This is a genomic window from Streptomyces sp. PA03-5A (genome assembly GCF_033792725.1).
Lineage (GTDB): Bacteria > Actinomycetota > Actinomycetes > Streptomycetales > Streptomycetaceae > Actinacidiphila.
Window position 1 is genome coordinate 1 of the sequence record NZ_JARAVL010000043.1, and the last position, 19,372, is coordinate 19,372.

General features: G+C 74.2%; 17 protein-coding genes. 4 read left to right on the forward strand and 13 right to left on the reverse strand.

Going from position 1 to position 19,372, the window contains the following annotated elements:
• Positions 1–205: 205 nt before the first annotated feature.
• Positions 206–1,069, forward strand: a complete 864-nt coding sequence (locus tag PV410_RS37315) for a 3-hydroxybutyryl-CoA dehydrogenase (RefSeq protein WP_500330591.1) — start codon at positions 206–208, stop codon at positions 1,067–1,069.
• Here PV410_RS37315 and PV410_RS37320 read toward each other — a convergent pair.
• The 10 genes from PV410_RS37320 to infC all read right to left on the reverse strand — a co-directional run bounded on the left by PV410_RS37320 (position 1,060) and on the right by infC (position 13,005).
• Entirely contained in the window at positions 1,060–3,651 is a 2,592-nt protein-coding gene (locus PV410_RS37320) for an AAA family ATPase (RefSeq protein WP_500330593.1), read from the reverse strand. The two genes, PV410_RS37315 and PV410_RS37320, sit on opposite strands and share 10 nt — an antisense overlap.
• 217 nt (positions 3,652–3,868) lie before the next feature.
• On the reverse strand, positions 3,869–4,162 hold the full coding sequence (locus tag PV410_RS37325) for a hypothetical protein (RefSeq protein WP_499510885.1): 294 nt from the start codon (positions 4,160–4,162) through the stop codon (positions 3,869–3,871).
• 88 nt (positions 4,163–4,250) lie between these two features.
• Complete coding sequence (locus PV410_RS37330) at positions 4,251–5,426, reverse strand: PP2C family protein-serine/threonine phosphatase (RefSeq protein WP_500330595.1); 1,176 nt, start codon at positions 5,424–5,426, stop codon at positions 4,251–4,253.
• Between the two features lie 218 nt (positions 5,427–5,644).
• Complete coding sequence (pheT, locus tag PV410_RS37335; protein WP_500330597.1) at positions 5,645–8,146, reverse strand: phenylalanine--tRNA ligase subunit beta; 2,502 nt, start codon at positions 8,144–8,146, stop codon at positions 5,645–5,647.
• Complete coding sequence (gene pheS / locus PV410_RS37340; protein ID WP_499510888.1) at positions 8,146–9,279, reverse strand: phenylalanine--tRNA ligase subunit alpha; 1,134 nt, start codon at positions 9,277–9,279, stop codon at positions 8,146–8,148. The genes pheT and pheS overlap by 1 nt, the downstream gene beginning before the upstream one ends.
• A gap of 136 nt (positions 9,280–9,415) precedes the next feature.
• Positions 9,416–10,540: a sensor histidine kinase gene (locus tag PV410_RS37345; RefSeq protein WP_500330598.1), complete on the reverse strand. Its 1,125-nt coding sequence runs from the start codon at positions 10,538–10,540 to the stop codon at positions 9,416–9,418.
• A gap of 45 nt (positions 10,541–10,585) precedes the next feature.
• Complete coding sequence (locus PV410_RS37350) at positions 10,586–11,419, reverse strand: TrmH family RNA methyltransferase (RefSeq protein ID WP_500330600.1); 834 nt, start codon at positions 11,417–11,419, stop codon at positions 10,586–10,588.
• 106 nt (positions 11,420–11,525) lie between these two features.
• On the reverse strand, positions 11,526–11,909 hold the full coding sequence (gene rplT / locus PV410_RS37355) for a 50S ribosomal protein L20 (protein ID WP_018564305.1): 384 nt from the start codon (positions 11,907–11,909) through the stop codon (positions 11,526–11,528).
• Positions 11,910–12,009: 100 nt separating this feature from the next.
• On the reverse strand, positions 12,010–12,204 hold the full coding sequence (gene rpmI, locus PV410_RS37360) for a 50S ribosomal protein L35 (RefSeq protein WP_018564306.1): 195 nt from the start codon (positions 12,202–12,204) through the stop codon (positions 12,010–12,012).
• 120 nt (positions 12,205–12,324) lie between these two features.
• Positions 12,325–13,005 carry a translation initiation factor IF-3 gene (gene infC, locus PV410_RS37365; RefSeq protein WP_500330684.1) on the reverse strand — a complete coding sequence of 227 codons (681 nt, stop codon included), beginning with the start codon at positions 13,003–13,005 and terminating at the stop codon, positions 12,325–12,327.
• A gap of 338 nt (positions 13,006–13,343) precedes the next feature.
• Between infC and PV410_RS37370 the strand changes: the two genes are divergently transcribed.
• Entirely contained in the window at positions 13,344–13,721 is a 378-nt protein-coding gene (locus PV410_RS37370) for a DUF1844 domain-containing protein (protein ID WP_431960495.1), read from the forward strand.
• Positions 13,722–13,783: 62 nt separating this feature from the next.
• On the opposite strand, the gene PV410_RS37375 is transcribed toward PV410_RS37370, so the two are convergent.
• Positions 13,784–14,518: an SseB family protein gene (locus tag PV410_RS37375; protein WP_500330602.1), complete on the reverse strand. Its 735-nt coding sequence runs from the start codon at positions 14,516–14,518 to the stop codon at positions 13,784–13,786.
• Positions 14,519–14,705: 187 nt separating this feature from the next.
• Between PV410_RS37375 and PV410_RS37380 the strand changes: the two genes are divergently transcribed.
• Positions 14,706–15,593, forward strand: coding sequence for a serine hydrolase (locus PV410_RS37380; RefSeq protein WP_500330603.1), 888 nt, complete (start codon positions 14,706–14,708; stop codon positions 15,591–15,593).
• On the opposite strand, the gene mycP is transcribed toward PV410_RS37380, so the two are convergent.
• Positions 15,559–16,752, reverse strand: a complete 1,194-nt coding sequence (gene mycP, locus PV410_RS37385; RefSeq protein WP_500330605.1) for a type VII secretion-associated serine protease mycosin — start codon at positions 16,750–16,752, stop codon at positions 15,559–15,561. The two genes, PV410_RS37380 and mycP, sit on opposite strands and share 35 nt — an antisense overlap.
• On the reverse strand, positions 16,749–17,963 hold the full coding sequence (locus tag PV410_RS37390) for a hypothetical protein (RefSeq protein WP_500330607.1): 1,215 nt from the start codon (positions 17,961–17,963) through the stop codon (positions 16,749–16,751). Before PV410_RS37390 ends, mycP begins: the two co-directional genes overlap by 4 nt.
• Positions 17,964–18,110: 147 nt before the next feature.
• Between PV410_RS37390 and PV410_RS37395 the strand changes: the two genes are divergently transcribed.
• Positions 18,111–19,313, forward strand: coding sequence for an amino acid deaminase/aldolase (locus PV410_RS37395; protein ID WP_500330609.1), 1,203 nt, complete (start codon positions 18,111–18,113; stop codon positions 19,311–19,313).
• Positions 19,314–19,372: the final 59 nt, after the last annotated feature.

Sequence of the window (19,372 nt, forward strand, 5' to 3'; positions counted from 1 at the left end):
CGCCCGCCCCGTGCGGCGCCGCGCCACTTCCGGCGCGCGGGCGGCACCGGCGGTGTCGGGGCCGGTCAACGGGGCGGCCGGGCCCGCCGGGGCGGGCCGCCCCGGGACCCGGACCGGTACGCCGGCCGGGTGTAATGTCGAGCGGGCTGGTCCGGACCTCACGACGGTCCGGGTCTCCATCTCGCGATCAGGGAGAGGCTGGGCGTTGAACGACGACATCCGTTATGTCGGTGTGGTGGGCTGTGGCCAGATGGGCGCGGGCATCGCCGAGGTGTGCGCCCGGGCCGGACTGGAGGTCCGGGTGGCGGAGACCACCGGCGAGGCCCTGGAGCTGGGCCGGACGCGGCTGACGAGCTCGCTGCAGAAGGCTGCGGAACGCGGCAAGATCACCGAGGAGGAGCGCGACGCCGCGCTCGAGCGCCTCTCCTTCACCACCGACCTGGGCGACTTCGCCGACCGCGACCTCGTCATCGAGGCCGTCGTCGAGAACGAGCAGGTCAAGACCGAGATCTTCCAGGTGCTCGACCAGGTGGTGACCCGCCGCGACGCGATCCTGGCCTCGAACACCTCCTCCATCCCGCTGGTGAAGCTCGCCGTGGCGACCTCCCGCCCGGAGCAGGTGCTCGGCATCCACTTCTTCAACCCGGCGCCGGTGCAGAAGCTCGTCGAGCTGATCCCCGCCCTCACCACCGACGGCCAGACGCTGGTGCGCGCCGAGAAGCTCGTCACCGACGTGCTGGGCAAGCACCCGATCCGGGCCCAGGACCGCGCGGGCTTCGTGGTCAACGCGCTGCTCATCCCGTACCTGCTGTCGTCGATCCGGATGTTCGAGACCGGCATCGCCAGCCGTGAGGACATCGACAACGGCATGGAGATGGGCTGCGCCCACCCGATGGGCCCGCTCAAGCTCTCCGACCTGATCGGGCTGGACACCGTGGCCTCGGTCGCCGACTCGATGTACGAGGAGTTCAAGGAGCCGCTGTACGCCGCTCCCCCGCTGCTCCAGCGCATGGTCGACGCGGGCCGGCTGGGCCGCAAGAGCGGCCACGGCTTCTACGACTACGTGTAGTTCGGCGTCCGCGCCGTCGTCTCCCGCCGCGCGTCGAGCCGGGCCAGTTCCGCCCTGGCCCGGGCCTCGACCGGGGCGGCGCCGACCGCGGAACTGATCTCCAGGGCCTCGACCAGGGCGCCCCGGGCCGCCGGCGCCCGCCGCGGACGGCGCTCGGCGGCACCCAGCACGATCAGCGTGCGGGCGAGGTCGATGGGGAGGGAACGGCCCCGCAGGCGGTCGGCGGCGGCCTGGATGCGGGTGACGCCCCGCTTGGAACGGCCCAGCACGCAGTCGCGCAGCCCCTCGGCGCGGTCCAGGGCGGACTGCACGCTGGCGGAGGGCCGGGCCCCGGCGCGGCGGCGCGCCGCGCGCAGGATCTCGGCGGCGGAGTCCGTGTCACCGAGGATGACGGTCGCCTCGGCCAGGTCCCCGTACCAGCGCAGCATCACCGGGTCGGCGATGCCCATCGTCTCCCCCAGCCTGCGCACCTGCCGCAGGGTCTCGACGGCCGCCGCGGTGTTCTCCCGCCCACCGGCCAGCAGTTGCGCCCGGCCGCGGACGCCCAGGGCCCGCAGCAGGAAGAGCTGGTCCCCGTCGGTCATGCAGGCCCGGATGGTGCGGTCGGCGAGCTCCAGCGCGCGCTCCAGGCGCCCCCCGGCGGTCTCGGCGAGCGCGGCGGCGTACAGCACCGGCGGTGAGTCGCTGCCGGCCCTGACGGGGAGCACGGCGCAGCGGGCGACGTTGTCCAGGGCCTCGCGGCAGCGTCCGGACCGCACCTGGATGCGGATCAGCGCCACCAGCGTGGCGGCGGTCTCCTCGACCGAGGCGTACTCGCCGGTCCTGCCCAGGAGACCGGCCACCTCGCCCTCCGCCTCGGTGATGCGGTCGGCGTCGGCGGCCAGGATCGCGCGGGTGCGCACCAGTTCGCGGGCGCCGGGCCCGTCGGGCGCCACCGGGAGGCCGAACGCCTCGCCCAGCGCTGCCTCGGCGGCCCCCGCCTCGCCGTGCAGCGCGTGCAGCCGGGCGAGCAACGCCAGGGCGGCCACGCGGGTGTCGACGGCGCCCGCCTGGACCGCGATGTCGGCGGCCCGGCGGGCGTGGGCGGAGGCCTGCGCGGGCCGCCCGCAGATGAGGTGCCGCAGGGCGGCCCAGTGGTGCAGCCGGGCCTCCAGCTCGGGATGCCCCTCGGCCTCCACCAGGCCGTCCGAGATGAGGCGGCCCGCGGCGCCGAGCGCCTGACCGGCGTTGCCGAGCATGATCAGCCGGGCCAGTACCCGCTGCCGGGCGGATGCGGCCTCGGCGAGCACGGTCTCCGCGGCCCGGTCGGCGTCCCCCCGCAGCCCGGCGTCGCTGGCGTACTCGGCCGCGGCCAGCAGCCGGTCGGCGCGCTCGGCCGGGCGGTCCTCGGGGGTACGGCGCACCGCCAGGGCGGCCAGTTCCGCGGCGGTGGCGGGGGCGCCGCGGCGGCGCGCGGACCCGGCGGCGGCGGTGAGCGTGGCCGCGGTGGCCTCGTCGGCGTGCGGGTGGGCCAGGGCCAGGTGCCGCGCCTGTTCCACGGGCTCGGGGACCACGCGGGACAGCAGCTTGTGCGCGGTGCGCCGGCCGTGCTCGGGGGCGTCGGTGTACACGGCGGCCCGGATCAGCGGGTGCTGGAAGCGAATCGTTCCTTCGGCGTCGGCCGCGGCGACCCCCAGGCTCTCGGCGGTGCCCAGGTCGCCCTCCGGGTCCGGGATCCCCGCGGCACCGAGCAGCGGCAGCGTGGGGCGGGCCGCGGCGCTGGCGACCAGCAGCGTCTGCCGGGCGGAGGCGGGCAGCAGCCGCACCCGGTCCAGCAGCAGGTCGCGCAGCCGCGGCGGTACGGACAGCACGTCCCCGGCCTCGAAGGGCGTACCGTCCCGCAGCAGGGCGCGGCCGAGTTCGAGGGCGTACAGCGGATTGCCCGCGGCCGTGTCCTGGACGGCCCGCACGGCGCGTTCGGGCAGCTCCGCCCCGGTGTCGTCCAGCAGCAGCTCCGCCACGTCGCCGTCGGACAGCGGAGGGACGAGCAGCGCCGTGGTGCCCGGCGGGCAGCACCGCAACCCGGGCGGCTCCTCGCCCTCCACGACCCGCTCGGCGGCCAGGAAGCGCACGCCCTCGCCCGGCGGGAGCCGTCGCAGCGCGAGCGACAGGACCTCCGCGCTGGGCACGTCGAGCCACTGCAGGTCGTCGACGACGATCAGCACAGGGCCGGCCGCCGCGAGCGCCCGCAGCAGCTCGACGGCCGCGTCGCGCACCGCCAGCCGGCTCTGCGTCGCGACCGGCTCGTGCCCCCGCAGCAGCGCCGCCCGCAGCGCGGCCCGTGGCCCCGCGGTCAGCCCGTCGACGTACTCCTCCGGCACGCGGGCGAAGAGGTCCATCAGCGCCACGAAGGGCAGCTTGGCGTCCTCCTCGACGGGCACCGCCCGCAGCACGGAGCCTCCCGGCGGGACCTCGTCGGTCAGCGCCGCGAGCAGGGCGGACTTGCCGATCCCGGCCGCTCCGTGGAGCAGTACACCCGGACCGGCGGTCAGCTGTGTCCGGGCATGGTCGAGGATCTCCCGACGCCCGATCAGGGACGGCATATGCTCATGACAACGTTTGCTCAACTGCCTTGTCAATGGCCGCAGTCACGTCGCCCTCCGGGTTGCCCCGTGTCGCCCCTTGCGGCCGGTTGTTGTGTGCGGCTCCACTGCGCCTGCGGCGGGAAACCGCCCGCCGCAGGCGCAAACAACCCGCACACGACAACAGGCCGCAAGGGGCACCCCGGGGCGCAAACGACCCGCACACGGCGACACGGGGTCAGGCAACCCCATCGGGATGAGGCAGCAGCACCACGCGGTGCGCCCCCGCATCCGCGGCCACCGCGCTGTCGCACGCCGCGACGACCGTGATCCCCGCGGCCGCCACGCGCCGCAGCTCGCTCCACGCGCCGCGGCTGATGACGGTCGTCGTGACGGACGGACCCCGGCTCCAGGGTGCGCTGTTGAGGGCGAGCTGCAGGGCCGAGCGCTGCGGCCCGGGCGGGCCGACCACGGCGATCAGTTCTCCCGTGGGCGTGGACAGTTCGGCTCCGGTGACGGTGGAGGTTGCCATGCCTGCCCCTCTCCTCGTTCTGGCCGGTATACGAGCAATGGGCGTTTCGCTCGGGGATCGACCCAGGTTTACCAAGGAATGGGCCGGATCAAGGGCGCGGCACTCCGGGAACCCCGGTTGCGGTGGGGGCGGCGCCCGTCTGGGCGGGCACCCTGGAGGCGTCCCGGTGGAGCACGAGCAGCGCCATGTCGTCGGTGAGCCGCCCCCGCGTGTGCCGCAGGAACGATGCCCGCACCCCGTCGACCAGGGACCGCGCGCACAACGCGCCGCCGCGGGCGGCCGCCTGGGCGGCCCCCTCCAGGGCCGGCACCAGGGGGAAGAACTCCCCGGCGGCGTCCCGGGCGTCCATCACGCCGTCGGTGTGCAGGAACAGCGCATGGCCGGGCAGGAGTTCACCGCACGGGACGGCCTTCGTACCGGGACCGGGCTCGAACAGGCCGAGCGGCGGGAACGGTTCGCCGGCCTCCAGCGGGTGGGCGCGCAAGTGGCCGGGGCGGCCGGGGCGGAGCAGGTACGGCTGCGGATGGCCGCAGTTGATGACCTGGACGTCGCAGTCCTCGCCCAGTTCGAGCAGCATCAGGGTCACGAACTCCTCGGCGGCGTGCGAACGCCCCCGCAGGTGCCGGTGGAGCGCCCGGTCCAGGCGCCGGAGCACGCCGGCGAGCTCAGGCTCGTCGTGCGCGGCCTCCCGGAAACTGCCCAGCAGCGCGGCGACGGTGCCGATGGCCTCGAGACCGTGACCGCGCACGTCGCCGATGACCGCGCGCACCCCGTGGGGCGTGGCGAGCACCTCGTACAGGTCGCCGCCGACGCGGGCGCCGCGGCTGGCCGAGAGGTGGTCGCCGGCCACCGCGAGGCCGTCGACGTGCTGCGGCAGCGGGGGCAGCAGCACCTGCTGGGCCGAGAGGGCGATCTCCCGGGTGCGGTCGAGCTCGGCGGCGAGCCGGGCCCTACGGTCGACGAGCAGGAAGCAGACGGCGAGGACGGCGAGGACGGCGACCTCGGTGCCGAGCCGTTGCCCGGTGTCCGGCACCGCGACGGCCGCCACGGCGAGCGCGCCGCTGGCCAGGACGCAGCGGCGGCGTCCCGTCCCGGCGCAGGCGATCACGGGGGCCGCGACCACGGCGGGCACCCACTGGACTCCCCCGGGCACCGCGTAGACCAGGCCCAGTACCGCGGCCACCCACAGCCCCGGCAGCGACAGGAGCGCCAGCCCCCGCACCCTGTGGCCGGTCGGGCGGCCCACTGCCCTGGGTCGGATCATGCCTCGGGGCTCCCCCTGAAGCCGTTGACGCGGTCGGCGACGACACAGCCCCCGCGTCGAGTGGGCCCTGGTTCGCGATCGATTGTGGCGACTCGGCGCGACGAACCGGATACCCAGTGGAGCCATTTCACCCGATCGGGCTACGTGACCGGCAGGAACGCCGGTGGGGCGCACCCGGCGGACCGGGGGCGCCCCACAGGGACCCGCATGCGTGCGCCTCAGGCGCCGCGCAGGGCCGCTCCCGTGCTCTCCGCCGCAGCGGCGACGGCGGCGTCACGGGCCGCGGAGGCCTCCTCCGCGGTGAGCGTACGGTCCGGGGCGCGGAAGCGCAGGCTGTAGGCCAGCGACTTCTTGCCCGCGCCGATCTGCTCACCGGTGAAGATGTCGAACAGCCGCAGCGATTCGAGCAGTTCGCCGGCGCCGGAGCGCAGGGCGCCCTCCACCTCGGCGGCCGGGACGGAGGCGTCCACGACCAGGGCGACGTCCTGGGTGGCCACCGGGAAGGTGGACACACGGGGCGCGACGACCGGGCCGCCGGCGGCCCGCTCAAGGCGGTCGAGGTCGAGCTCCATGGCGGAGGTGCGCTCCGGCAGGTGCAGCGCCTTGATCACCCGGGGGTGCAGCTCGCCGGCGTTGCCGACCAGCACCTCCTCGCCGTCGACGACCGCGAGGAGCGCGGCACAGCGGCCGGGGTGGAAGGGTGCCTGCTGGTCCTGGCGGACAATCAGCTCGACCCCGGCCTCGCGGGCGACGATCCGGCCCGCCTCGATCGCGTCGGCCGACCCCGCGGGACGGCCCGCGCCCCACCAGCCGGCCTGCTCACGGGCTCCGGCCAGGACGACGGCGACGCGCCGCGGCTGCCGCGGCAGGGCGGCGTCCAGGGCGGCGATCTCGGCGTCGGTCGGGCGCCGGTCGACCGGCAGCCGCGGCGGCGCGGGCTCCTCACCGCTGGGGCGGAAGACCAGTCCGGTCTCGAAGAGCGCGAGGTCGTGCGCGCCGCGCCCGACGTTGCGGCGCAGCGCGCCGAGCAGGCCGGGAAGCATGGACGTGCGGAGCGCGGGCTCCTCGTCCGACAGCGGGTTGGCCAGCTTGACGGTGATGCGGCGCGGGTCGTCCGCGTCGAGACCGAGCTGGTCGAAGACGGCCTCGCCGAGGAACGGGTAGTTCTGCACCTCGACGTAGCCAGCCCCGGCGAGCGCACGGCCGACCCGGCGGCGCAGCTTCTGCGACTCGGTCAGACCGCGGCCGGAGGGCAGGTTCGGCAGGGTGGAGGGCAGGTTCTCGTAGCCCTCCAGCCGGATGACCTCCTCGGCGAGGTCGTTGGGGTCGCGCAGGTCGGGCCGCCACGACGGCACGGTGACGATCAGCTCGTCGGCACCGTAGACGTCGCAGCCGACCTGCTGCAGCCGGCGCACCACGGTCTCGCGGCCGTACGCCATGCCCGCCACCTTGTCCGGGTGGTCGGCGGGGATGGTGAGGGTGTGCGGCGCCGAGGGCGCGATGACCTCGGTGACGCCCGCCTCGGCGGTGCCGCCCGCGAGCAGTACCAGCAGGTCGACGGTGCGCTGCGCGGCGGCGGCCGCGGCCTGCGGGTCCACGCCGCGCTCGAAGCGCTTGGACGCCTCGGAGGACAGCTTGTGGCGGCGCGCGGTGCGGGCGATGGCGACCGGGTCGAAGTGCGCCGCCTCGATGACGACGTCGGTCGTCGAGGCGCCGGTGTCGTCGATCTCGGTGTTGGCGCCGCCCATGACCCCGGCCAGGCCGATCGGCCCGCGGTTGTCGGTGATCACCAGGTCCTCGGCGTCCAGGACGCGGACCTGGCCGTCGAGCGTGGTCAGCTTCTCACCCGGCTGGGCCCGGCGGACGCCGATGGCGCCCTCGATGCGGTGCCGGTCGTAGGCGTGCAGGGGCTGGCCCAGCTCCAGCATCACGTAGTTGGTGACGTCCACGGCGAGCGAGATCGGGCGCATGCCGGCCTTCTGCAGCCTGCGCTGCAGCCAGATCGGCGAGCCGGCCTCCGGGTCGAGCCCGGTGACGGTGCGCGCGGTGAAGCGGTCGCAGCCGACCGGGTCGGCGACCCGCACCTCGTAGCCGTAGGAGTTCGGGCCGGGCACGTCGAGCAGCGCCGGGTCGCGCAGCGGCAGACCGTAGGCGATGGCGGCCTCGCGGGCGACGCCGCGCATGGACAGGCAGTAGCCGCGGTCCGGGGTGACCGCGATGTCCAGCACCTCGTCGACGAGCTCCAGGAGCTCTATGGCGTTGGTGCCGGCCTCGTGCTCCGGCGGCAGCACGATGATGCCGTCGTGGTCGTCGCCCATGCCGAGCTCGCGGGCGGAGCAGATCATGCCGTGCGAGTTGCGGCCGTAGGTCTTGCGCGCGGAGATCTCGAAGTTACCGGGCAGCACGCCACCGGGCAGGATGACGACGACCTTGTCGCCGACGGCGAAGTTGCTCGCGCCGCAGACGATCTCCTGCGGCTCGCCGGTGCCGTTCGCGGTGCCGACGTCGACGGTGCAGAAGCGGATCGGCTTCTTGAAGCCGCTCAGCTCCTCGATGGTGAGCACCTTGCCGACGACCAGCGGGCCCTTGAGCCCGGCGCCGAGCTGCTCGACGGTCTCGACCTCGAGGCCGGCGGAAATGAGCTTGGCCTGGACGTCGCGGCCGGACTCGCCGGCGGGCAGGTCGACGTACTCCCGCAGCCAAGAAAGCGGGACCCGCATCAGATCTCCATCCCGAACGGAAGGGTGAAGCGCACGTCACCCTCGACGATGTCTCGCATGTCCTCGACGTTGTGACGGAACATCAGCATGCGCTCGATGCCGAAGCCGAAGGCGAAGCCGCTGTACTTCTCCGGGTCGACGCCGCAGGCGGTGAGCACCCGGGGGTTGACCATGCCGCAGCCGCCGAGCTCGATCCAGCCCTCGCTGCCGCAGGTGCGGCAGGGACGGTCCGGGTTGCCGACGGACTCGCCGCGGCAGACGTAGCAGACCATGTCCATCTCGGCGGACGGCTCGGTGAAGGGGAAGTAGTTCGGGCGGAGCCGGGTCGTGATGTCCTCGCCGAAGAGCGACTGGACCATGTGGTCCAGGGTGCCCTTGAGGTCGGCCATGGTCAGGCCCTCGTCGACGGCGAGCAGCTCGACCTGGTTGAACACCGGGGTGTGGGTGGCGTCCAGCTCGTCGGAGCGGTAGACCCGGCCGGGGCAGATCACGTAGACCGGCGGCTCGCGGTCGAGCAGGGAGCGGATCTGCACCGGGGAGGTGTGGGTGCGCAGCACGACGCCGCTCTCCTCCGGGCCGGAGCCCGCGGGCTTGTCGCCCTCGACGAAGAACGTGTCCTGCATGGTGCGGGCCGGGTGGTCCGCCCAGATGTTGAGGGCGTCGAAGTTGAACCACTCGGCCTCGACCTCGGGGCCCTCGGCCACCTCGTAGCCCATGGCCACGAAGACGTCCTCGATGCGCTCGGAGAGCGTGGTCAGCGGGTGCCGGGCGCCGCGCGGGGCACGGTCGTACGGCAGGGTGACGTCCACCGCCTCCTCGACCAGCACACGCTCGTCGCGCTCGCTCTCCAGCACCTCCTGCCGGGCCTTGAGCGCCTGGTTGACCGTGCCGCGGGCCTGGCCGACGCGCTTGCCCGCGTCCGCCTTGGCGTGCGGCGGCAGTGCGCCGATCTCACGGTTGGCCAGGGCGAGCGGCGAGCGGTCCCCGGTGTGCGCGACCTTGACCTCGCGCAGCGCGTCAAGGTCGGCGGCCTCCGCGATCGCGGCGAGCGCCTCGTCGCGCCGGCGCTCGATCTCTTCCGGTTTCAGTGCCTCGACCTCGACAGGGTCGTACGACTTGTTCGGTGCCGACATTTCTTCCCGTTCCGATGTGGGTGATGGCGTGGCCGACCTGCCTTGCCCGACCGCTGAATGCCAAGGGTCGAGTCTATCGGGGCCACGGGGAAAGGCTGGTCACGCCCGTCGGGGCCGGTGGATCACCACGCGATGCTCAGACCGTGAAGGCCGGCGCCCCGACGGGCAGGATAAATCGGAACTGGGCGCCCTTCCCGGGCGCGCGACCCACCGTGATCGTGCCGCCGTGGGCCTCGACGATGCCCTTGACGATGTAGAGGCCCAGGCCCGTGCCACCGCGTTTGCTGCCCCGCCAGAAGCGGGTGAAGACGCGGTTCATGGACTCCTCCGGGATGCCGGGGCCCTCGTCGCTCACGGTCACTGCCGTTCCGGACCATCCGCGCTCGCGCGGTGACGACGAAGGTGCTACGTCAATGGTGACAGTTCCCTCGCCGTGGCGCACGGCGTTTTCCAGCAGGTTCCCCAGGATCTGGTCGACCTTGTCGGGGTCGGCCCACAGCGACGGGAGCGACTCCGTCACCCGTACGGCGAAGCGGTCCGCAGGCTGTCCTGCGGCGACGAGGGCGTCCACGTGGCGCCGCACCGCGGCGGCGATGTCGACCGGCTGGCGGCGCACCTCCAGGCGGCCGGAGTCGATGCGGGAGATGTCGAGCAGCTCGGCGATCAGCCGGGTGACGCGGTTGGCGTCGGCGTGGACGGTCTCCAGCATGAGCTTCTTCTGGTCCTCGGTGAAGCGTTCCCACTTCGCCAGCAGGGTGGCGGTGAAGCCCTTGACGGATGTGAGCGGGGAGCGCAGCTCGTGCGCGACGGTGGCGATCAGTTCGGCGTGGCTGCGCTCGGTGCGCCGCCGCGCCTCAGTGCCGCGCAGCGCGACGACCAGCCGGCGCACCGGGCCGGTGGGGTGGTCGCGGACGTACCTGGCGGAGACCAGCACCTCGCGTCCGCCGGGGAGCAGCAGGTTGCGCTCGGGCTGCCCGGTGCGGGTGGCCAGGCCCGCGTACGGGTCGGTGAGCTGCCACCAGCGGCGTCCGTCCAGGTCCTCCAGGGGCAGCGCCTGCTCGAGGGGGCGGCCGAGGACGTCGGCGGGGTCGAGCGCGGTGATCCGGGCGGCGGCCGCGTTGAAGCAGAGGACGAGTCCGTGCTCGTCGGCGACGACGAGGCCGTCCGGGAGCTCGTCGGGCGTGATGCCGAGTTCGGTCAGGACAGTCGGCCAGCCCTCCAGCGCGCTCGGCGGCGTGCCGCCGGTCGTCCTGACGTCCATCCCCGTAACCCCCTCTCCAAGGCGGTCCCCGAGGGCGTCACACTACTAGCTCATTGTTACGGTGCGGCACCCTCCGGGAGCACGCTGCGCGCGGGCGGAGGCGTAGAGGCACACGGCGGCGGCCGTGGCGAGGTTGAGGCTCTCGGCGCGGCCGTGGATGGGGACGCGCACCACTTCGTCCGCGAGTGCGCGGGTCTCCTCCGGCAGACCCCAGGCCTCGTTGCCGAAGATCCAGGCCGTGGGGCCGCCCATCGTGGCCTCGTCCAGTTCGGCGTCCAGGTCGCGCTCCCCCGCGCCGTCGGCGGCGAGCAGCCGGACGCCCGCCCCGCGCAGGCCGTCGACCACCGTCTCCATGGGGACGCCGACGGCGACCGGAAGATGGAAGAGGCTGCCGACGGAGGCCCGTACGGCCTTGGGGTTGTACAGGTCCACGGAGGCGTCGGTGAGGACGACCGCCTCCGCCCCGGCGGCGTCCGCGCAGCGCAGCACGGTGCCGGCGTTGCCGGGGTCGCGCACGTGGGCCAGGACGGCGACGAGCTTGGGCCGGGCGCGCAGGATCTCCTCGAACGGGGTGTCCAGGAAGCGGCACAGGCCGATGATCCCCTGCGGGGTGACGGTGTCCGACATCTCCGCGACGACCTCCTCGGTCGCGGTGAACACGGGCACCCGGGCGGCGTGGGCCGCGGCGACGATCCCCTCGTGCCGGGCGGCGGCCTCGGGCGTGACGTAGACCTCGACCAGGTGCGCCATGGCCTCGCGCACGGCCTGCGGACCCTCGGCGAGGAAGCGCCGCTCCTTGCCGCGGAAGCTGCGCTTGGCCAGCCGCCGCGCGGCGACGACGCGGGGGGATCGCAGGGAGGTCAGCTCGGGGCCGGGCATGGGGGTGCACTCACTTCGGTCGGGTCCGGCCGGACGCGCGGCGCGGCGCTCCGGGACACAGCACGGACCCGCAGGCACACGGCCTGCGGGTCCGGAAGAGCGTGGGTCAGGCCGCCTTGGGGGCGTTGACGTCACTCGGCAGGGCCTTCTGGGCCACCTCGACCAGCGCGGCGAACGCGTTGGCGTCGTTCACGGCCAGCTCGGCGAGGATCTTGCGGTCGACCTCGACGTTGGCGGCCTTCAGACCCTGGATGAAGCGGTTGTAGGTGATGCCGTTGGCGCGGGCAGCGGCGTTGATGCGCTGGATCCACAGCTGACGGAAGTCGCCCTTGCGCTTCTTGCGGTCGTTGTAGTTGTAGACGAGGGAGTGGGTGACCTGCTCCTTCGCCTTGCGGTACAGGCGGGAACGCTGGCCGCGGTAACCGCTGGCCTGCTCGAGGATCGCCCGGCGCTTCTTCTGGGCGTTGACTGCCCGCTTGACGCGTGCCACTAGATAACTCCTTCTAAGGGACCGTGGGGGTGCTCACACGGCCCGAAAACGAATGGGTCCCGGTCCAACATCGCGCCCCCTGGTCGAAGGGGGCGTGCCGTCACTTGCCGAGAAGCTTCTTGATCTTCTTGGCGTCGGGCTTGGCCAGGACGACAGTGCCGGTGAGGGCACGGGTCTTCGTCGACGGCTTGTGCTCAAGCAGGTGGCGCTTGCCGGCGCGCTCGCGGATCACCTTGCCGGAGCCGGTGATCTTGAATCGCTTGCTCGCACCGCTGTGGGTCTTGTTCTTCGGCATGCGCCGTAGTCTCCTCGTCGCTGGCCCTCCCGTCCGCCCTGGAGCGGACGGAGAGCGTCAGTCCTTCATTGCGTTACCCGGAGCGGAACTCCGGGTCCTGGCGAACGCCGTCAGACGGCGTCAGCTGGCGTCGGCGGGAGCGTCCTGCACGTGCTCCTCCTCCGACTCCTGCTCCTGATCATCGGGGTCCCTCGGCAGGCGACCGGCCTTGCGGGCGGCCTGCGCCTCGCGGGCTTCGGCCATCGCCTCGGTCTTCTTCTTGTGCGGACCGAGAACCATGATCATGTTGCGGCCGTCCTGCTTCGGCGAGGACTCCACGAAGCCCAGGTCCTGGACGTCGTCGGCGAGCCGCTGCAGCAGTCGGAAGCCCAGTTCCGGGCGCGACTGCTCACGACCGCGGAACATGATCGTGATCTTGACCTTGTCGCCCTGCTTGAGGAACCGGACGACATGACCCTTCTTGGTGTCATAGTCGTGCGGATCGATCTTCGGCCGGAGCTTCATCTCCTTGATGACCGTGTGCGCCTGGTTCTTGCGCGCTTCACGGGCCTTCATGGCCGACTCGTACTTGAACTTGCCGTAGTCCATGAGCTTGCAGACCGGCGGGCGTGCGGTCGCCGCCACCTCGACCAGGTCGAGGTCGTACTCCTGCGCAAGCTCCAGTGCCTTGGCAAGCGGCACGATGCCGACCTGCTCGCCACTGGGACCGACGAGTCGCACCTCGGGGACGCGAATCCGGTCGTTGATGCGGGGCTCGGCGCTGATGGGGCCTCCTCGGTAGCACCACGCGTCTGACTGGATTGACAGCCGCGTAACGTCTGAAACTTGGTCCGGCCCGTGAGGAGACGTCAAAAAACGCCCCATACGGGTCACAGGCGGATGCTCCAACAACCGGGAGCACCGCCGCGGAATTCCCCGCGGGGCGCATCGGGCGCCCTGTCCTCATCCGGGGACACGGCACCTGACCGGTGACCCGCCGCCCTTGAAGAGTCGGCAAGGTGGGAGATCGGAGCCTCCACTTGTGGGCTGGAACGCTCCGTTTCCATGACGTCCACGGGGTGTCCAGCCGGTCGATCGTCAAGCATACCAGCGTCCGACCGCAGACCGTAATCGGCCGACGTGGCCCTATCGTGTGAGGCATGAGTGACGCCAGCCCCCAGCACGAGTCCCCCTCCGCGGACCGCCCCGACTTCGACACGCTGACCCGCGACATCGCGGACGTCCCGGCGGTCGAGGTGATCACCACGGTCGCGGTGCACCTGATGAGCGCGGCGGCGGTGAACCTCGGCCTCGCGGAGGACGGCGAGCGGCACAAGGACCTCGACGAGGCACGCAAGCTGATCACCGCGCTGGCCGGCCTGGTCACCGCCGGCGCGACCGAGATCGGCTCGTACCACGCCGCTCCGCTGCGGGACGGCCTGAAGTCGCTGCAGCTCGCCTTCCGCGAGGAGTCCGTCGTCCCCGACGCGCCGGGCGAGGGCCCGGGCGAGAAGTTCACCGGCCCCGTCCACGGCTAGTCCCCGCACCGCCCCCCGCACCCCGCGCTCACGACGGCGTCGCCCCCGGTGGGGCGGCGCCGTCAGCGCGTGAAGAGCGGTTCGCCGGTTAGCCTGGTGTCGGCGGGGAGCAGCGCCAGCTCGATGCCGCGCACGAGCGCGCCGCGGAGCACCTCGTCCGCCGCGAGCGTCGTCGAGACGCGTTGGGCGACCTGACGCACGTCGGCGCCCGGGTCCAGGACCAGTCCCAGCGTGCCGTCGGAACCGGCGGAGGGGACCAGGTGCGCGCGGACCACCTCCGGCGCCGCGCCCACCGCGGCCCGCAGGGCCGCACGGACCGCCGGGTCGGCCAGCGGGTCCGCGCCCGCGCGGCCCGAGGCGACGGCACGCAGCGCGGCACCGGTCAGGGCGTACGGCACGGGCCCGGCCATGTCGATCAGCAGGGTGTCGGCCTTCTCGTGCGCCAGCGCCTGCAGCGCCTGGCCCAGCGGCACGGCCACCGGCCGCGCGTCCGGCCGCCAGCGCGCGAGGGCCTCGGTGGAGGTGAAGGCCGGCAGCGCCCTGCGCCCGTCGGCCGCCTGGATGGTGGGCACCGCCATGTCGCTGGTCTTCTCGCGGCGCAGCCCCCCGGGACCCTCCTCGACCTCCCCGAGCAGTGCCACCACCGGCACCAGGAAGCGCGCGCCCGGGAGGGCGGCGAGCACCTCGGGTTCGGCCGACGGGTCGGCGTCGTATGCGGCGAGCGCCGCCGCGAGCCGGGGGTCGGCGGTGCCGTCGTCGTCGGAGAAACCGGGGTCGGGGATGTTCTTGAGAGCCACCTCCCGAGGGTATCCGGGGTGCCGGGCGGAGATTTCTTACGCCCCCTTCATCCGCCTCTCACGGACCGCGCAGTTTCGGTCCCTAGCTTCCGTGGGCATGGCTTCCGACGAACCCGCCGCACGGCGTCCCGGCCGTGCGGGCGCAACTGCCCGTGTCCCCCGCGCCCCGCGCGGCATCGTGCGCGGTGTGACCGCGACCGCCTTCCTGGCGTGCGCCGTGCTCGGCACGGTGACGTACGGGTCGGCGTCGCCGCCGCGCACGGCGGCGCTCACCGCGGCCGGGACCGGCGGGGCGGCGGCGAACGTGATGATCGTGAAGGCGAGCGTGGAGCCCCAGGTGGTGTGGAGCGAGGTGCTGGAGACGGCGCTGCGGGACGTGTCGGGGGACCCGCGGGCGCACTGCTCCGTGGCGGTCCTGGACACCGCCTCGGGCGCCCGGGCGGTGCACGGGGACGGGCTGTACGACACGGCGAGCATCGTCAAGGTCGACATCCTGGCGGCGCTGCTGCTCCAGGCGCAGGACGCGGGGCGGGACCTGACGGCGCAGGAGGAGGCCCGGGCCGAGGTGATGATCGAGAACAGCGACAACGCCGCGGCCACCGCGCTGTGGCGGGCGATAGGCCAGGGCCCCGGGCTGGACGCCGCCAACCGCCGCCTCGGGCTCACCTCGACCACGGCGGGCAGCGGGCTGCTGTGGGGGCTGACCCAGACCACGGCGGCCGACCAGCTCACCTTGCTGCAGCGGGTGTTCGGCACCGACGGCGCCCTCGACGCGACGTCCCGCGCGTACGTGCGGCGGCTGATGGGCCGCGTCCCGGCCGCGCAGGCCTGGGGCGTGCCGACCGCGGCGGACGGCTCGTTCGAGGTCAAGAACGGCTGGCTGCAACGGAGTACGACCGGGCTGTGGGACATCAACAGCATCGGGCGGGTCCGGGCGGGCGGCCGGACCTACCTGGTCGCCGTGGTCTCCCGCGGCAGTACGACCCAGGCCTCGGGCATCACGCTGGTGGAACGGGCCGCGCGGGCGGCGGTGGACGCGTTCAGCCGCGCCGCCCGCCGTTCCCGGACGTCGTGAGCCGGGGCCGCAGCCACAACAGGGCGGCAGCCGCAACCAGTCCGGTGCCGGCGATCGCGAAGGCCACGGCGATGCCGTCGCCCAGGGCGTCCCCGTCGGCGGCCGCGGCCGCCTTCGCCGCGTCGGGGCCGGCGCCGAAGTACTTGCGCGCGTAGGGGGCGGCGCTCGGCACGGCGCCCTCCGGCTTGAGCTTCGCCGCCGCCTTCAGCGCCGCCGCGGGGTCGACCAGTCCGTACCCGACGGCGTCGTCGCGGCCCTCCGCCGGGGTGTTCCGCGCCGACTCCTCCAGCAGCCGCTTCACCTGGGCGGGGCTGAGCCGGGGGTAGGCGGAGCGGACGAGTGCGGCGGTGCCCGACACATAGGCGGAGGCGGTGCTGGTGCCCCAGCCCTCGTAGTAGCGGCGGTTGGGGTCGGCGATCACGACGTCGACACCGGGTGCGGCGACCGTCGCGTACCAGCGGCGGGTGGAGAAGGCGGCGCGGGAGCCGTAGCGGTCGACGGCGGCCACCGCGATGACGCCCGGGTACGCCGCGGGGTAGGAGGCCCGGTTGCCCTGCTCGCCCCCGTTCCCCGAGGAGGCGACGACGACCACGCCCTTGCGGAGGGCGTACTGGATCGCGTCGTCCTCCTGCGCCTCGGGGTGGGCGGTGCGGCTGTCGTCGCCGAGGGAGAGGTTGATGACGTCGGCACCGTGGTCGGCGGCCCACCGGATGCCGTCGGCGAGGGCGCTGCCGCGCGTGGTGCGGGCCTTCTTCCGCTGCGGGTCCTTGTCCTCCAGGATCACCCGGACCGGCAGGATCCTGGCCTCCGGGGCGATGCCCAGCACGCCGTCCGAACCGCCGGGGCCGTGGCCGTGGCCGGCGATGATCCCGGCCATGCCGGTGCCGTGCCGGGCCCAGGCGCTGTCGCCGCGGCGGGCCCCGAAGCCGACCATGTCCTTGCCCTTGAGGACCTGCCCGGTCAGGTCCGGGTGGGTACCGTCCACGCCCGTGTCGAGGACGGCGACGGTGACGCCCGCGCCCTTCGTCCGCTGCCAGGCCTCCTGTGCGTGCAGTGCGTCCAGCGCCCAGTCCGCGTCGCGTACGGCGTCGGCGTGGGCCGGGACGACGGGCATCAGGGCGAGGGCCGCGGCGGCCATCCCGGTGGCCAGTCGCCTCATCCGGAACCTCCCGTCGGGGTGGCGGTCAGCGAGCGTGCGGCACGACGGGCCCGGCCGTCGACGGCATCGGCCAGGGCATCGGCCTCGTGGCCGAGTCCGGCCTGGGCGGGCGCGGCCGTGGCGCCCGCGGTGACGGCCGAGGCGGCGGGCTGCGGGGTCGCGATCTCGCGGTCGTCGGCGAAGCCGCTCACCGCGTACACGACGACGGGGAGGTCGGCGGCGACCATGACCGTCCAGCTGGCGCGCTGGCGGTCGCCGAAGCCGGCCGAGACGGTGCCCGGGAAGGCGACCGGACGGGGCATCAGATCCACGCGGGAGCCCAGGCGTTCGGCGGACCAGCGGTCGCGCAGGCTGCGCATCGCGGGGGCGTCCGCCCTGGTGACGAGCAGTCCGACCGTGGTCACGGCGCTCGACGTCGCGTCGGTGTACGTGGCGCGCAGCAGCTTCACGCAGCCCGCGGGGCGCAGCACCTTCGCCAGCTGCGGGTCGAAGGCCTCCTGGCAGTTGCCGGCGGGCGCCACGCCGATCCGCGTCCAGGTGCGTTCGGCGCCGCCCGGGCCGAGGCCCTTGCCGTGCAGGGTGGGCGGGAAGAGCGTGTCGACGGGCGTGCTGTGCCACAGGCCGCGGGCGAGGGCGAAATCGCGCTTGCTCGCCTCCGCCGCCGTGGGCGTGGGCGCGGCCGGGTCGTGGTTGATCCACATCCCGGCGCCGGCGCCGCCGAGGAGGCCGAGGCCCAGCACCAGGCACAGCGCGGCGGCGGCCGTACGAGGCCGGGCCCGGTCGGCGTGCGAGGGCGCGTGCGGCGGCCGGGGAGGGTGCGGCGGCGGTGCGGAGGGCGGGACGGGCGAGGACCAGGCCGCGGCCGGGGGATGCCCGGGCACGGGCGGCGCACCGGGCACGGCCGGGGGCGGCACGGGGCCGGCCGGGTAGGCAACGCCGACGGGGCCCCGCTCGCCTGCGGGCCACGGGTACGGGGGCGCCGGCGCGGGGGTCGTACCGTACAGCTCCTGGGGCAGCCCGCCCTCCGGCTCGCCGGTCGCGGCGGGGCCCGCGGCGGCCCACGGCGCGGACGCCCGGCCGGCGGCGGCGGAGGCGGCCCAGTGGGCCGGGGCGGAGGTGTGGGGGGCGGTGCCCGGGGACGGCGGTATGGGGCGCGGAGGGGACCAGCTCGGCCGGGGGGTCGCTCCCCCGCTGTCGAAACCGGCGCTCACCCGGTGCCCCCTCACGGCCGCACGGCGGTCGGCCCGTTCACACGATGGACTGCGGCGTCACTCTACTGGGCGCGGCGACGTCACGAGGCGTCAGTACGGATCACTTGCCCCTACCGCTCGGTAGGGGCATTCTGGCAAGCTTCGCGCATGTCTGATCGCGGAGCAGCTCGTGCCCGGTACGACCGGGCCACCGCCCACCTCGACGCGCCGGTGGCGATCGTGGACCTGGAGGCGTTCGACGCCAACGCGGACGACCTGGTCCGCAGGGCGGGCGGCAAGCCGATCCGGGTGGCGTCCAAGTCGGTCCGCTGCCGCGCGCTCCTGGAGCGGGTGCTGGAGCGGGACGGCTTCGAGGGGATCATGTCGTTCACCCTCGCCGAGTCGCTGTGGCTGGCGCGGTCGGGCTTCGACGACGTCCTGCTGGCGTACCCGTCGGCGGATCGTTCCGGCTACGCGGAGCTGGCCGCGGACCCGAAGCTGGCGGCCGCGGTGACCGTCATGGTCGACGACGCGGCGCAGCTCGACCTCATCGACTCCTCGCGCGCGGGCGGCTCCGAGATCGTCCGGGTCTGCCTGGAGCTGGACACCTCGCTGAAGATGCTGGGGGGCCGGCTCCGCATCGGGGCGCTGCGCTCCCCGCTCCACCAGCCCGAGCAGATGGCCGCGCTGGCCCGCGAGGTGTCCCGGCGGCCCGGGTTCAGGCTGGTGGGGATCATGGCGTACGAGGGCCATGTGGCCGGCGTCGGCGACTCGGTCAGCGGCCGGCCGCTGCGCTCGCGCGCGGTGCGGCTGATGCAGGCGACGGCACGCCGGGAGCTGGCGGCGCGGCGCGCGGAGGTCGTCCGGGCGGTGCGGGAGGTGGCGCCCGGGCTGGAGTTCGTCAACGGCGGCGGGACGGGCAGCGTGCAGAGCACGGCCGCCGAGGACGCGGTGACGGAGATCGCCGCCGGGTCGGGCCTGTACGTGCCGCGGCTGTTCGACAACTACACCTCCTTCCGGGGCCGTCCGGCGGCGCTGTTCGCGCAGCCCGTGGTGCGCCGCCCGGGTGTGGGCGTCGTCACCGTCCTCGGCGGCGGCTACCCGGCATCGGGCGCGGCGGGCCGGGACCGGCTGCCGGTGCCCCACCTGCCGCAGGGGCTGCGCTACGACCCCCAGGAGGGGCCGGGCGAGGTGCAGACGCCGCTGATCGGGACGGCCGCCGACGACCTGCTCATCGGCGACAAGGTGTGGTTCCGGCACGCCAAGGCGGGCGAGCTGTGCGAGCGCTTCGACACGCTGCACCTGGTCGAGGGCGACCGGGTGGTGCGGGCGGTGCCGACCTACCGCGGCGAGGGCAAGACGTTCCTGTGACACCCGGACGCCCGGACGCCCCGGCCGGACGGACCGGACCGGGGCGCCCGCGCCCGGGG

Excerpts from the sequence above, each read along its gene's own strand:
- PV410_RS37320 (WP_500330593.1), bottom strand. The coding sequence starts at position 3,651 with ATGCCGTCCCTGATCGGGCGTCGGGAGATCCTCGACCATGCCCGGACA.
- PV410_RS37325 (WP_499510885.1), bottom strand. The coding sequence starts at position 4,162 with ATGGCAACCTCCACCGTCACCGGAGCCGAACTGTCCACGCCCACGGGA.
- PV410_RS37330 (WP_500330595.1), bottom strand. The coding sequence starts at position 5,426 with ATGATCCGACCCAGGGCAGTGGGCCGCCCGACCGGCCACAGGGTGCGG.
- pheT (WP_500330597.1), bottom strand. The coding sequence starts at position 8,146 with ATGCGGGTCCCGCTTTCTTGGCTGCGGGAGTACGTCGACCTGCCCGCC.
- pheS (WP_499510888.1), bottom strand. The coding sequence starts at position 9,279 with ATGTCGGCACCGAACAAGTCGTACGACCCTGTCGAGGTCGAGGCACTG.
- PV410_RS37345 (WP_500330598.1), bottom strand. The coding sequence starts at position 10,540 with ATGGACGTCAGGACGACCGGCGGCACGCCGCCGAGCGCGCTGGAGGGC.
- PV410_RS37350 (WP_500330600.1), bottom strand. The coding sequence starts at position 11,419 with ATGCCCGGCCCCGAGCTGACCTCCCTGCGATCCCCCCGCGTCGTCGCC.
- rpmI (WP_018564306.1), bottom strand. The coding sequence starts at position 12,204 with ATGCCGAAGAACAAGACCCACAGCGGTGCGAGCAAGCGATTCAAGATC.
- PV410_RS37370 (WP_431960495.1), top strand. The coding sequence starts at position 13,344 with ATGAGTGACGCCAGCCCCCAGCACGAGTCCCCCTCCGCGGACCGCCCC.
- mycP (WP_500330605.1), bottom strand. The coding sequence starts at position 16,752 with ATGAGGCGACTGGCCACCGGGATGGCCGCCGCGGCCCTCGCCCTGATG.
- PV410_RS37395 (WP_500330609.1), top strand. The coding sequence starts at position 18,111 with ATGTCTGATCGCGGAGCAGCTCGTGCCCGGTACGACCGGGCCACCGCC.